14 protein-coding genes are annotated in these 14,062 nt (G+C 44.6%); 4 read left to right on the top strand and 10 right to left on the bottom strand.

All coding sequences use genetic code 11. From position 1 onward, the window contains the following. The 8 genes from gatA to DXN04_RS29485 all read right to left on the bottom strand — a co-directional run bounded on the left by gatA (nt 1) and on the right by DXN04_RS29485 (nt 7,238). Nucleotides 1-1,443 carry an Asp-tRNA(Asn)/Glu-tRNA(Gln) amidotransferase subunit GatA gene (gatA, locus tag DXN04_RS29520; RefSeq protein WP_116857101.1) on the bottom strand — a complete coding sequence of 481 codons (1,443 nt, stop codon included), beginning with the start codon at nt 1,441-1,443 and terminating at the stop codon, nt 1-3. A 190-nt stretch (nt 1,444-1,633) separates the two neighbouring features. Beyond that, nucleotides 1,634-1,870 (bottom strand): Sec-independent protein translocase subunit TatA/TatB, encoded by a 237-nt coding sequence (locus DXN04_RS29515; RefSeq protein WP_116857021.1) that lies wholly within the window; start codon nt 1,868-1,870, stop codon nt 1,634-1,636. A gap of 240 nt (nt 1,871-2,110) precedes the next feature. Then, nucleotides 2,111-2,461: a 50S ribosomal protein L19 gene (gene rplS / locus DXN04_RS29510; RefSeq protein WP_116857020.1), complete on the bottom strand. Its 351-nt coding sequence runs from the start codon at nt 2,459-2,461 to the stop codon at nt 2,111-2,113. A gap of 168 nt (nt 2,462-2,629) precedes the next feature. Further along, nucleotides 2,630-3,310: a tRNA (guanosine(37)-N1)-methyltransferase TrmD gene (trmD, locus tag DXN04_RS29505; RefSeq protein WP_116857019.1), complete on the bottom strand. Its 681-nt coding sequence runs from the start codon at nt 3,308-3,310 to the stop codon at nt 2,630-2,632. An 81-nt stretch (nt 3,311-3,391) separates the two neighbouring features. Continuing rightward, the gene (rimM, locus tag DXN04_RS29500) at nt 3,392-3,910 is read right to left on the bottom strand and encodes a ribosome maturation factor RimM (RefSeq protein ID WP_116857018.1); all 519 of its coding nucleotides are present in this window, start codon (nt 3,908-3,910) and stop codon (nt 3,392-3,394) included. 74 nt (nt 3,911-3,984) lie between these two features. Then, entirely contained in the window at nt 3,985-4,425 is a 441-nt protein-coding gene (gene rpsP, locus DXN04_RS35925) for a 30S ribosomal protein S16 (protein WP_116857017.1), read from the bottom strand. Nucleotides 4,426-4,637: 212 nt separating this feature from the next. After that, entirely contained in the window at nt 4,638-5,963 is a 1,326-nt protein-coding gene (gene ffh, locus DXN04_RS29490; RefSeq protein WP_116857016.1) for a signal recognition particle protein, read from the bottom strand. A gap of 405 nt (nt 5,964-6,368) precedes the next feature. Continuing rightward, nucleotides 6,369-7,238: a sigma-70 family RNA polymerase sigma factor gene (locus tag DXN04_RS29485; protein ID WP_116857015.1), complete on the bottom strand. Its 870-nt coding sequence runs from the start codon at nt 7,236-7,238 to the stop codon at nt 6,369-6,371. A gap of 369 nt (nt 7,239-7,607) precedes the next feature. Between DXN04_RS29485 and DXN04_RS29480 the strand changes: the two genes are divergently transcribed. After that, entirely contained in the window at nt 7,608-7,988 is a 381-nt protein-coding gene (locus tag DXN04_RS29480; protein WP_116857014.1) for an START-like domain-containing protein, read from the top strand. 14 nt (nt 7,989-8,002) lie between these two features. Here DXN04_RS29480 and DXN04_RS29475 read toward each other — a convergent pair whose 3' ends face one another. Continuing rightward, a complete protein-coding gene (locus DXN04_RS29475; protein ID WP_116857013.1) occupies nt 8,003-8,605 on the bottom strand; it encodes a hypothetical protein in 603 nt (200 codons plus the stop codon). A gap of 213 nt (nt 8,606-8,818) precedes the next feature. Between DXN04_RS29475 and DXN04_RS29465 the strand changes: the two genes are divergently transcribed. From DXN04_RS29465 to DXN04_RS29455, 3 genes are all read left to right on the top strand, one after another. Next, nucleotides 8,819-10,255: an LptF/LptG family permease gene (locus DXN04_RS29465; protein WP_116857011.1), complete on the top strand. Its 1,437-nt coding sequence runs from the start codon at nt 8,819-8,821 to the stop codon at nt 10,253-10,255. 175 nt (nt 10,256-10,430) lie between these two features. After that, a complete protein-coding gene (locus tag DXN04_RS29460) occupies nt 10,431-11,093 on the top strand; it encodes a phosphatase PAP2 family protein (RefSeq protein WP_158569228.1) in 663 nt (220 codons plus the stop codon). Nucleotides 11,094-11,164: 71 nt separating this feature from the next. Next, the gene (locus DXN04_RS29455; protein ID WP_116857009.1) at nt 11,165-12,790 is read left to right on the top strand and encodes an ArnT family glycosyltransferase; all 1,626 of its coding nucleotides are present in this window, start codon (nt 11,165-11,167) and stop codon (nt 12,788-12,790) included. 101 nt (nt 12,791-12,891) lie between these two features. Here DXN04_RS29455 and DXN04_RS29450 read toward each other — a convergent pair whose 3' ends face one another. Beyond that, the gene (locus tag DXN04_RS29450; protein ID WP_116857100.1) at nt 12,892-13,632 is read right to left on the bottom strand and encodes a superoxide dismutase; all 741 of its coding nucleotides are present in this window, start codon (nt 13,630-13,632) and stop codon (nt 12,892-12,894) included. Between the last annotated feature and the right edge of the window lie 430 nt (nt 13,633-14,062).

Below are 14,062 nucleotides of genomic sequence, written 5' to 3'. Positions count from 1 at the left end.
TTAAACAGGAGTGACCTGCCTCAATTGCATGACTTGTGCTGCAATGTCTAACAGGAGCGCTTCGCTAAATTGCTTTGTGATGATCTGTACACCATATGGCATCCCGTTTGAATGCCGTTGCAAAGGTACTGAAATTGCCGGAACTCCGGCCAGATTTGCCAGGACCGTGTAGATATCTGCAAGGTACATAGCAATGGGGTCATCTGTTTTTTCCCCTATTTTAAATGCTGTGGAAGGTGCCGTTGGCATCAAAATCGCATCATAAGTTGATAGGATTTCTGATAATTTGTTAACTACCAGTCTTCTCACTTGCTGCGCTTTCGTGAAGTAAGCATCGTAATATCCTGCGCTTAGCACGAAAGTGCCCAGTAATATACGCCGTTTTACTTCTATACCGAAACCTTCCGATCTGCTTTTCTTATAAAAATCTGTTAAATCTAAATTTTGAAGCGGTGTCCGGTGTCCATATTTGACCCCATCAAAGCGGGAAAGATTGGAGGATGCCTCTGCTGTAGTCAATACATAATATGCTGGAACTACATAGTCAAGGTAAGCGAAATCCACCGCTGTAACTGAATTCCCTGCGGCTTCCAGTTCTTCAAAAAAGATTTGGTACTCATCCTTCATTTCCGGATCCAGGCCCGGGTGAAACAATGCGTCCTTTAAATACGCTATTTTAAAGGATTTATTGTGTGCCCGTGTCTGATAATCAGGAACTTCCTGGGAAGATGCTGTGCTATCGTAGGCATCGGGCCCTGCTATTTGCTGAAGTACTCCAGCCACATCCGCAACATTCCTGCCAAAGACACCGATCTGATCAAAAGAGGACGCATAGGCGATCAGTCCGTAACGGGAGATCCGCCCATAAGTCGGTTTTAAACCAACGATTCCGCAGAAGTCAGCAGGCTGACGTACAGATCCACCGGTATCACTACCCAGGCTCACCATACATAAATCTGCCTGCACAGCTACTGCCGATCCGCCTGATGATCCACCAGGTACACGGCTGGTATCCAATGCATTGAGTACTGGTCCATAGGCCGAATTTTCATTGGTAGACCCCATGGCGAATTCATCGCAATTGAGATTACCGATCAAAATGGCATCTGCCTCCAGTAATCTTTCGACTGCGGTGGCAGAATACATGGATGTAAACCCTCCCAGCATCTTCGATGCCGCACTTATTTTATGGCCTTTGTAGCAGATCACATCTTTGATCCCGATCACAACGCCCCCCAGCGGCCCCAGCTTTTCCCCATTTTGTAGACGGGTATCCAGCTCGCGCGCTTTTTGAAGGGCTTCCTCTTCCCAAACCTCCAGGTACGCATTCAGATGTTTTGTCTTTGCTATACGGTCCAGGTAATATTGCACCACTCCCGTACAGGTTGTTCTGCCGGCGTATAATGCTTCATGAAAAGCCGATATACTGCTGAATTCAGACAAAGCCAAACCAGTTAATTGCTTGAAAAAATAAAATATCAGGTCAAACTTGTAAGCCGGATACAAAAGTGTCGCATCCAGGTTGTGGCATACTTTAGGTTCAATGACGTGGAAATGCTAGTCTATGACTATCATAGGCACACGACTTCTCCTTGCGTTTGAATCTCTTAGTTCGTAATATACAGGGAAGGAATTAAGCTCCTTTCTGATCTGTAGTAGAAGGTGTTTCTTTCATACCTTCTTCGATCTCCTTGCGTACATTGTTTTTGGCATCGTTGAACTCACGGATACCTTTACCCAGTCCGCGCATGAGCTCAGGGATTTTTTTACCACCAAACAACAGTAATACAACCAGGGCGATCAGCAGCAGTTCGCTCATACCCAGATCCTGGAACAATAACAGTGGTGATTTCACAATAACGGCAGTCATTTTCTCTGTTTTAGAATGTTAAGCTAACAAAGATAGGTAATAAAATCCGGGATTCAATTGTACTGCCTGAAGATCGGGGAAACTTTAATTTTATTTTAAGAGGGGGGCAAACGGGGTCGGCAAGGGGCTTTTCCCTGCAGCAGGCACATTATGGTGGGTAGAGGTTGGTAGTATCGGGAAGTGACAAAAAAAACGGGAACCGGAACGGTCCCCGTTATCACTAATTTCCCTGTATTTATACTAAACCCTTTTCTCTTTAATACGAGCAGCTTTACCAGCACGTTCACGCAGGTAGAACAGTCTTGCTCTTCTTACTTTACCAACTTTGTTCAGTACGATACCATCGATGTTTGGTGAGTACAGAGGGAAAACTCTCTCTACACCAACTCCATCGGAGATCTTTCTTACTGTGAATGATGCAGTGAAACCAGTACCCTGGATCTTGATTACATCACCTTTGAAGGACTGGATTCTTTCCTTGTTACCTTCAACAATTTTATAGTTTACAGTGACATTGTCACCGGCTTTAAACTTAGGGTAGTTTTTTGTATTACCTGTCAGTTGCTCGTGAACAAAAGAAATCGCGTTCATCTTTCAAATTTATTTATCGGACTGCAAAGGTAGGTGAGAATTCCACAACTTCCAAATAACAGTGACCTTTATTAAGGAATAATTTTTTAACTAATTGATAATGAAGTTAAATTTTGACTTATTATTTTAATGGATGAAGTTGCCGCAGGTAGCAAATAGTTTTAAATCCTAATGTTTGTCCAGTAAATCCGGCCTGCGCTCCCTGGTTCGCTCAAGCGCCATTTCATGCCGCCAGTTGTCTATCTTCTTATGATCCCCGCTCATGAGTACCTCCGGTACCTTCCAGCCCCTGAACTCTTCAGGACGGGTATACACCGGTGGTGCCAGCAGGTTATCCTGGAATGAATCCAGCAAGGCAGATTGCTCATCATTCAGTACTCCCGGAATCAATCTCCCTATCGCATCTACCAGTACCGCTGCCGCCAACTCGCCGCCGGAGAGTACATAATCACCAATAGAAATCTCTTTCGTTACGAAATGCTGACGAATCCGCTCATCGATACCTTTATAATGTCCACACAACATGAGCAGGTTCCCCTTCAGTGACAGCTGATTGGCAATTCCCTGGTTCAGGGTCTCACCATCCGGTGTCAGGTAAATCACCTCATCGTAGGTGATCTTCTCCTGCAGGGTTTCTATTGCTCTTACTACAGGCTCCAGCATCATAACCATACCTGCCCCTCCCCCAAACTGGTAATCATCTACCTGCTTTTGCTTCTGGGTAGAATAATCCCGGAGATTATGGGTGTGTATTTCCAGCAATCCCTTCGTCTGCGCCCGCTTTAAGATCGAGTGAGAAAAAGGGCTTTCCAGTAACCCTGGCTGTACGGTAATAATATCGATCCTCATGTGTTGTTAATTCTTTGGTTGTGAATTCTTTCTGATTTTTAAAACTGGTAAAATTCAAATTGAATCACGCCCTCATTCATACTACAGATAAATGTCCATCAATCCTTCAGGCAGGTCTACATGGACGATCTGTCCTTTCTTATCCACCTTTACCAGTGATTGTTCATTCAATGGCAACAGTACCTCTGTTTCCTTATACATGATCTTCACCAGCACCTGCATCGGCATTTCGATCACCTCTTCGATCACACCCAGTTCCCCCAGCTCCTTGTCATGCACGGTAAAACCCAGCATGGCCAGTGGAGCTGATGATGCTGCATGTAACTTGAAATCGGCCTCTCCCAGGTAGACCGGTGTTTGCACCAGTTTACGGGCAGCCTCCTTGGTATCAATGCCTTCCAGCTTCACAAAGGTATGTTCATGATCCTTCACACTGGCTTTCTGCACGAAATAAGGGATAAAGCTGTTCTTACGTTCTTCCAGGAAGATGGCTTCCACCCCCTGCAGGGAGGTCCTTTTTCCCAGGCTGTGCTTCAGAACAAACTCGCCCTGTAATCCGAATACAGATACCAGTTTACCTATGCTAAAGTAGTTATTCATTATCTGACGACTAATAAGTAAAAAGGGAAATACCCTTGAGTATTTCCCTTTCAGTATGTTATGTGAAAGCTGGATTAAGCTTCGCCACCTTCCTGAGGAGCAGAAGCGTCTTCAACTCTTCTTACCACCGGAGTAGCAATTCTTGCTTTCTTGTGGCTATCACGACGTGCAGCAACTTTCTGCTCGTGTTCAGCCTGCCATTGTTCGAATTTCTGGAAAGCGGTAGGCTCATCAAACAGACCGAGCTTCACACCTCTCAACAGGTGTTTCAGGTACAGTACACCTTTGAAAGAAAGGATTCTTCTAACGGTATCTGTTGGCTGAGCACCTTTCTGTAACCAACGCAGTGCCTTTTCAGTATCAATGTTGATAGAAGCAGGAACTGTCAGTGGATTGTAAGTACCGATCTTCTGGATGAATTTACCATCTCTTGGCGCGCGAGCATCGGCAACTACGATAAAATAAAAAGGTCTCTTCTTAGCGCCATGACGTTGTAATCTGATCTTGACTGGCATAAATAATTCGAATTATTTTTTTGCGAGTTGTTAAAAAATATTATTCAATTGGGGCAGCAAAAGTAATCTTAAAAAGAATTAGTTCAAAATATTTTCTGTTAAAAATTTCCTTTGCTGCAAAATCTTTGTTTTCCAGTTTATCTGGCTTTGTATTGAAAGCTGGTTTTTACAGGCTAAAATGAGCGTTCCTGCTATAGAAAACGCCACTTTTCCTATCTGCCCATTGCTCTCAGTCCTCTGCCTCCTGCGCCAAATTTATTCATTTGTTTCATCATCTGACGCATTTGTTCAAATTGTTTCATAAACTGATTCACATCCTGGATGTCCTTACCGGCACCTTTCGCAATACGGCGACGGCGGCTGCCATCAATCAGGTCTGGATTGCTACGTTCCGCAGGAGTCATAGAGCCTATGATCGCTTCTATACCCTTGAATGCGTCGTCGCTGATATCAATATCCTTGATAGCCTTTCCGATACCCGGGATCATACCCATCAGGTCCTTCAGGTTACCCATTTTCTTAATCTGGTTCAGCTGCTCACGGAAGTCATCAAAATCAAACTGGTTCTGACGGATCTTCTTTTCCAGCTTTTTCGCCTGCTCCTCGTTGAACTGTGCCTGTGCACGTTCTACCAGGGTAGTGATATCACCCATACCCAGGATACGCTGTGCCATACGCTCAGGGTAGAACACATCCAGGGTATCCAGCTTTTCACCCATGCTCACGAACTTGATGGGCTTCTCAACTGTGTATTTGATAGTTAAGGCAGCACCACCACGGGTATCACCATCCAGTTTTGTGAGTACTACCCCACTGAAGTCCAGCCGCTCATTGAACGCTTTGGCAGTGTTCACAGCATCCTGCCCCGTCATGGAGTCCACAACAAAGAGGATTTCGTTTGGTTTTACAGCAGCCTTTACATTGGCTACCTCGGTCATCATGGCTTCATCGACTGCCAGACGACCGGCGGTATCGATGATCACGACTGTATTACCATTCTGTTTAGCCTGTGCAATCGCATTCTGGGCGATTTTTACAGCATCCTTGTTCTCAGGTTCGCTATACACTTCTACACCAATCTGCTCACCCAGTACTTTCAACTGATCGATCGCCGCAGGGCGGTAGATGTCAGCTGCCACCAGCAGGGGCTTTTTACCCTTTTTAGTTTTGAGGAAGTTGGCCAGTTTACCGGAGAAAGTGGTTTTACCGGAACCCTGCAGACCCGCTATCAGGATGACAGAAGGGTTCGCCTTAATATCCAGTTCTGCTTCGGTACCACCCATCAGTTCCGCCAGCTCGTCCTTTACGATTTTCACCATGAGCTGACCGGGAGAAATGGCAGTGATCACCTTTTCGCCCAGCGCTTTTTCCCTTACCCTGTCGGTAAAGTCCTTCGCGATTTTGTAGTTAACGTCCGCGTCTACCAGTGCACGGCGGATTTCCTTTACAGTACTGGCAACATTTATTTCACTGATACGGCCTTCACCTTTCAATTGCTTGAAGGCGGAGTCGAGCCGCTCTGATAATGATTCAAACATCAGAAACCTGTTTTTAATTAAGCCGGGAAATAGCTTAAGGGTTGCAAAAATAATAAAAAGGTAGCGAAAAGAAATGGGTGTAAGCCTTCCGGTAGAGGAAAAATAGTCTGCCAGGGATACAAAGATTGGAATAACCCCTGGGTATTCCGAACATAAGCCGCCAATATCCCGCCTCTTTTAGAATACGGCTTATGGGCGGATTACATGCGGGTTATCTGCGGGTTATCTGCGGAATATCTCCCTTAGAAGCCAGGCGGAGCCATGATTTCAGGTGCCAAATACAACCTGATTTGATAGGCGGACGCTTACATTTGCAGGCTGCCGGCCAAAAAGACCCATACTGGCATAAAAAAAGGATAATACCAGGCGGTATTATCCTTTTTTCAATATGATGAAGGGAAAATCTTAGTTACCCAAATAGTTCCTTAACAGTTTGCTACGGCTGGTAGTTCTCAGTTTGGTAATCGCCTTATCCTTGATCTGGCGAACCCTTTCGCGGGTCAGACCGAACTTCTCCCCTATATCTTCCAGGGACATCGGATGCTCTACTGCGATACCGAAGTACAGCATGATCACATCTTTCTGACGATCTGTGAGAGTGGATAAGGAACGTTCTATTTCGCGACGCAGTGAATCGTGGTGATCCAGTTCCTCATCTGCGCTGCTTGCATTTGGATTCTCCAGTACATCCAGGAGAGAGTTGTCTTCTCCGTCGATGAAAGGCGCATCCATAGATACGTGACGTGCTGCAACACCTAAAGTGGCTTCTACTTCCTCTGTATTGATTTCGAGAATAGTCGCCAGTTCGTCGGGCGATGGCTCTCTTTCAAATTCCTGTTCGAGTTGGGAGTATGCTTTACTGATCTTATTGCTCAAACCTACTTTGTTCAGCGGGAGACGAACGATGCGGCTTTGTTCTGCCAATGCCTGCAGAATAGATTGACGAATCCACCATACGGCATAAGAGATAAATTTAAAACCACGTGTTTCATCGAAACGCTGTGCAGCCTTGATAAGACCGAGGTTGCCCTCATTAATCAGATCACTGAGGGATAAACCCTGATTCTGATATTGCTTGGCAACAGATACCACGAAGCGCAGGTTGGCTTTTGTAAGCTTTTCCAGTGCTCTCTGATCTCCTTGCTTAATGCGGATAGCCAGGTTCACTTCTTCCTCCGGCGTGATTAAGTCTACTTTCCCAATTTCCTGCAAATATTTTTCCAGTGATTGGGACTCACGGTTAGTGATGGACTTAGTGATTTTGAGTTGGCGCATTGACATAAAGACTCGGAACAGTTACAGGTGAATAAAACGTTACCTTTTTGATGAATGCCAGACAAAAATAAGTTTTTTTAGATAGTAGCCAAAATAAATGTTTACTTATTGAATCATTTTTAAGCAAAAACGTTTCACCATTCACAACGTACATATCAAAAGGCTGAAATGCTCATCTGACAATAAATTGCTGTGAAAGAAGTGCTGCGAAACGCTAATGTATCGTTAATTTTCATAATAGAATTGTTATTTATAAAGTGTGAAAAGATTTGGGCAATTATTAAAAAAAAATGCAAAATAATTTTGACAGAATAAATATTTTTCTATAATTGCAGCCAGATGATATTGATTTACTAATTACTTTGAGCGATGTCTAAGAAAGTGCAATATGAGTTGGAATACCCCGTACGGTGCTCACCCAGTATCTTATATGAATTCCTATCTACACCTGCAGGATTACAGGAGTGGTTTGCGGATAAAGTAGATTACAGGGACAACGTATTTTCCTTCTCCTGGAATGGATCTGTTGAAGAAGCAGAAGTGCTGGAACAGGAAGAAGATGAATTTATCCGTTTACATTGGAAACATGCGCCCAAAGAAGAATTCTTTGAATTTCGCATTGCCATTTCCGAAGTGACAAACGAAACAATCCTGGTTGTAAAGGATTTTGCTGAGAAAAAAGAAATAGCTGATCAGAGCCAACTTTGGGACTACCAGGTGAAAGACCTGTTCCACCGCATTGGCAACTAAACACACCAACCGTTTCAAAAGCCGCACAATAACTGTAGTAGTCGTGTGTAATCTTCCACTACGCCAGGTATTAGTCCTTCCCAATCCTCCAATGGCCAGGGCTTTGCGATCTTAATAAATGGAAGCCGGTGTATAAGCATTTCAAATTCCGATGCCGGCAAAGCTGATATTAATCTGAAATTCCCGTTTTCAAAGTCGTGATGCCAGGGATCGTCCTCTCGTACATAGATCTGAAACTGTGCGGCAGCTAGTGCCTCCCAGCCAGCAATGATTGTCTGCGAATACCGCTGCTTCAACTCTCCTCCGAGATGCAGCGTGGCGATAAAATAATGCCCCCACCAGAACATGGTCCGGAATGCAAAAATATCATCACGGTTGAAGTAGCGTGGATAATCCAGCATGATATAAGGCAAATCTTTGTAACGCTCTCCCTTGCTTAGCTTACCTGACCCATCTCCGGGAAATGAAATTTCCTGAAGAGGAAGTGCTGCCCCTAAGGCAGTATGCAGGTCTCCCAGCAGGCTCATCACCTTCTGCAAAATATTGTTTTTAAGATATATCCAGTCAGGATTGGTTACAAGTGCCTGTTCCTCAACAGTCAGGATTGCTTTGTTCATAGGTACAAAGATAAATTTAACCTTATTTTATACGCTGATATTCGGCGCTTTCATAAATCATGTTAAATTTGCCAATCCTATAGGCCTGCCTGGTAATTACAAATTATTGAGCAGGTTCATTTTAGCAGTGAAAAAGGAGGATTTCCCTTTCACTGTATGGCATAAAAAAGCAGGAACAGTACTAATAAACAGCACCTTAACGTTAGAGCAGGAGTGAAAAAACTGGATAAGCTAATTATAAAAACCTTTCTGGGGCCCTTCGTGGCTACCTTCTTTGTCACCTTGTTCGTGCTGGTCATGCAATTCCTCTGGAAGTATATTGATGACCTGGTGGGCAAGGGACTGGATACACCCGTGATCATCGAACTGATCACTTATACCAGCGCCAACCTGGTATCACTGGCTCTCCCGCTGGCGGTACTCCTGTCTTCCATCATGACCTTCGGTAACCTGGGCGAAAGCTTCGAACTCGTTGCCATCAAATCGTCCGGGATCTCCCTCCTCCGCTTCATGCGCCCCGTACTCTACTGCTGTATTACCATTGCCGTACTGGCTTTCCTCTTTAACAACTACGTGATGCCGGTAGCGAACCTTCGCGCCAAATCACTCCTCTACGATATTACGAACTCAAAACCTGCCTTCAATATCAAGGCTGGCGTGTTCTATACAGATATTCCTGATTATACCATCAAAGTAGCCGAGAAGGAAAAGGATAACAAAACCATCCACCAGGTTATGATCGTCGATCATAGCCCCGGCGGTGGTGACAAACTGATCCTTGCCAAAAAAGGTGAAATGATCCTGTCTAACGACAAACGCTTCTTATATTTCATCCTGGAAGATGGCTGGCGCTATGAAGAACGTGGCAACCGCAACTTTAACCAACCAGGAGACCTGATCAGACTAGGTTTCAGCCAGTATAAGAAAGCCTTTGACCTCAGCTCTTTCGCCTTCAGCCGCCTGGATATGGGCCTCTTTGCCTCTAATCAGCAGATGCTGAACGTAAGACAACTGGATAAAGCCATCGATTCACTGCGGGAACAGGAAAAACTCTTTTCCCGTACCGTAAATGTATATATCACCAGCCGCTTCCCGTTCGGACAATGGAAAGATACCGGCTGGCTGGCCACTGCACCTCCTGCCAAAGTACAGCACTTCAAAGACATGATTCCTGAAGATGCCAAACGCTTTGTGATTGAGAGGACCGAACAGAGCATCCGCGATGGACAGAGCAACCTGGAAGGCCCCTCCAAAGAGTTCCAGGATAAACACAATACCCTGATCCTGCACAAGGTGGAATGGCAGCGTAAATTTACCCTCGCTTTCTCCTGTATTGTCATGTTCCTGATCGGGGCACCGCTGGGTTCCATCATCCGTAAGGGCGGTCTGGGCACCCCGCTCATCTTTGCCGTAGCATTCTTTGTGATCTTCAATATATTCTTTATGACGGGCGAGAAAATGGCCCGCAAGGACGTAATGGCCACCTGGAGTGGCATGTGGCTGTCAAACATCGTGTTGATGCCTATTGCCGTATTCCTGATCGTAAAAGCTATGAACGACTCCAACCTGTTCAATAAGGAATTCTATGTGAGGATCTTCAACAGAATAAAAAAGTTCTTTCAGAGATATATAATCAAACCTACAACCTGAGTAGTTACACTTTCCCGTAGCCTGCGAACTATAGGTATCCAATGCCAGCTGACAAGATGAGCATATGAATAAACATATGCCAACAGGTGTCGTGGGGATACTATGTCAAAAAGCAATCGCAGGCTGCTACATGCTGCACCTACTCAGCATACCTACAACGTTAAAATCACGAAAATTGAAAACGATTGTTACACTGTCCGGCAAGAACGCATGGTTCTTTGTGCCATTCCTGTTATGGGTTATAACAGGCGCTATCCTACAAGTATTTTTCTTCTCCCATGAAGAACTCTTTCTGGCCATCAATAGCTTTCACGCTCCCTGGGCGGATGTTATTATGACCGGCCTCACCTATGTCGGCGATGGTATCACCTTCGGCATTATGCTGGCCGTGATCCTGGCCATGCGTAAGTACCGGATGTTCCTGAATGCAGGATGTATTCTCCTGCTGGTAACCATCCTGGTGCAAACAGCTAAACATTTTTTCAACGCTCCCAGACCTATTAAATACTTCGAAAATCCAGCCATCATCCACACCGTAAAATGGGTAACCGTTCACGGAGGATGCAGCTTCCCTTCCGGTCATACGACAACTGCCTTTGCTATGTTCTGTTTCCTGGCCCTCATCACCCGCAATAAGATGATGGGACTGGTATACGTTCTGCTGGCATTTGTGGCAGCCTGGTCCAGGATTTACCTGGCGCAGCACTTCTTTATTGATGTGTATGTAGGAAGTATTATTGGCACATCCAGCAGCCTGCTACTTTACATGGTATTCGACAAAAGAAAGAGAAGTACACCTGCCGAAATTATTCCCGAAGCGGCTATTGGTCTAAGTTGATTTAGTTATTTTTGTTGATTTGTTAATCAGGGAGAATAAAGGAATCTCAACAGATCAATCTAAATTACGGAATGAAATACCTGCTTATCGCCATTGCGGCCGCTATCCTGTTCGTCCCGTTTCTGGGGCATGTGCACCTGTTTGATTGGGACGAGATCAACTTTGCGGAAGCAGCAAGGGAGATGCTGGTAACACATAACTACTCTCAGGTACAGATCGACTTTGCCCCTTTCTGGCAAAAGCCGCCTTTATTCATATGGCTGCAGGCTATTAGTATGGCCATCTTTGGGATCAATGAATTTGCTGCACGTTTTCCTAATGCTATCATTGGTATCGCTACACTCGTGACCCTTTTCGGAATCGGGAAAAAGTTGGCTGATGAGAAGCTGGGATTATGGTGGGCACTGGCATATGCCGGCTCCTGGTTACCACATTTCTATTTCAAGTCAGGAATTATTGACCCGACTTTCAACTATTTTATATTCCTGGCTATCTATTGCGTGTTTCGCATACCTTATGCTGCGAAACCAAACCGGGTGGCCATCCTGGCGGGTATATGCCTGGGATTGGCAGTGCTGACCAAAGGCCCGGTAGCCATATTGGTGAGTTTGCTCAGCTTTATAGTGTATTGGGTAGTGAAGAAAGGGAAAACAGGGATCAAATTGCCACAGCTGGGACTAATCACCTTGTTTGCCTTTATTACCACCGCCCTGTGGTTTGGATATGAAGTGCTGGCCCATGGCTGGTGGTTCTTCAATGAATTTGTCACTTATCAGATCCGTTTGCTCACCACGCCTGATGCAGGGCATGGGGGCAATTTCTTTTATCACTGGATCGTACTGCTGGTAGGTTGCTTTCCTGCCAGTATCTTCCTGTTTGCGTATTTCAGGGGCAGGAAGGAGCGATCTATTTATGGGGGTGCACAGGGTGCTGAGGTAAAGGATTTCAGGATCTGGATGTGGGTATTGTTTGGGGTAGTATTGATCCTGTTCTCAATTGTGGAAACCAAGATTGTTCATTACTCTTCCCTGTGTTACTTCCCGCTGAGCTTTTTGGCTGCCTGGCAGATCTATAGAGTGGCGGAGGCTAAGGTGGTCCTAAGGGCATGGAATATTGTGCTGATGCTGCTGATTGGAATGCTGATCGCTACGGCGATTATGCTATTGCCTGTGGTAGGTGTGTATAAACAACAGTTGATTGCTGCTATCGGAGATAAATTTGCAAAGGCGAATTTGCAGGCGGATATACCGTTTTCATTGTGGGAGAGTGCGTATGGAGCAACGTATTTGTTGCTCGTGATAATGAGTGCAATCTTGCTGTTTAATAAGAAGGTGAAGGCCGGGATGGTGATGTTGTTTGTGAGTACCATCTGTGCGATACAGATTACGGTTGTACATTTTACGCCGAAAATTGAAGGGTTTTCACAGCGGGCGGCGATTGAGTTTTTTGAGTCGTTTCAGGGGAAGGATGATTATGTGCAGGTGCTAAGTTATCATAGCTATGCGCATTTGTTTTATACAAGGAAATTGCCGGCGGCTAATAAGAATTATTATAACCAGGAGTGGTTGTTGAATGGCCCGGTGGATAAGCCGACGTATTTTGTTTGCAGGATTACGGATAGTGAGAAGTGGAGAGCGAATCCGCATTTGGAGGTGATTGGAGAGAAAAATGGATTTGTCTTTTTTAAGAGAAAATAATAAGCAACATAAAAGGGTCTGCCTCCGGCAGACCCTTTTATGTTGCGGCCAATGATTGAGGCGGACAATTGTCCGCCTCAATCATGGGCAGGTGTATGTAGTTATTTTATTGCCGCAGCATACAATTTATCCACTTCATTCCAGTTGATCACATTCCAGAAAGCAGCGATATAATCAGGACGTACGTTATGATACTTCAGGTAGTATGCATGCTCCCATACATCCAGCGCCAGCACCGGCTTACCTGTTTCCTTCACAATCCCTTTCATTAACGGGTTGTCCTGATTGGGTGTCGATATTACCTGCAGCTTCCCGGCAGGTGTAACAATGAGCCATGCCCAACCGGAACCGAATACTGTTTTTGCAGCAGTATTAAACGCATCCTGGAATTTCTCCCATGATCCGAAAGATGCAGTCACTGCAGCTTTCAGCTTGTCGGACGGAGTTGTTTTGGTCGGTGACAGCAGTGTCCAGAACAGTGAGTGGTTATAGTGTCCACCACCATTGTTACGGATCGCTTTATCATCTGCTTTTACTGAAGCCAGGATCTCATCCAGCGTCAGGCTTTCGTACTTAGTACCTTTTACAGCATCGTTCAGATTTTTCACATAGGCACCATGGTGTTTGTCATGGTGGATCTCCATTGTTGTCTTGTCAATGTGTGGTTCAAGCGCATCAAAAGCATAAGGCAACGCAGGCACAGTAAAAGGAGCTTTTGGACTATTTCCGTTCGTATCGTTTTTCCCTTTCAATGAAGCAGCACTCACCATGCCGGCAGGATTCCCTACAGCAGCAGCTACGCTGGCAAGGCCGGCTAACTTAATAAATTCTCTTTTATTCATATACCAGGTATTAAAAATTATGATGAAGAATGAATTCAATTTACGAAGACATTGGGGAATGCCACAAATACTACACCAATTATTAAAATTTTTTAATTAATGACTGCGTACTGGCAACTACGTATTTCACGGTTTATTCCTAAAATAACGGCTATAAATCACATTCTTTTGAAATTAATTGTTATTTTACCATAGCTTTCATGTGAAACTTTAACAAATTTTTTTATTTGAACATAAAAACTATTTGTCCCGAAACTACATGATGACGAACTAATATATGTAGTGCGCTAACTAACTTGGCCTTTAAAGGGCTTCAACCTTATGCCGATACATATCTCTACACTAAGGGGCGGGTGCTGATACAGTATTATATTTTTTAATTATACAATTAATATTCCAATTTACCATTCATTGTTCATACATTTTTTTT

The organism is Chitinophaga silvisoli (genome assembly GCF_003412465.1).
GTDB lineage: Bacteria > Bacteroidota > Bacteroidia > Chitinophagales > Chitinophagaceae > Chitinophaga > Chitinophaga silvisoli.
This window is presented reverse-complemented; position numbering and strand designations above follow the sequence as displayed.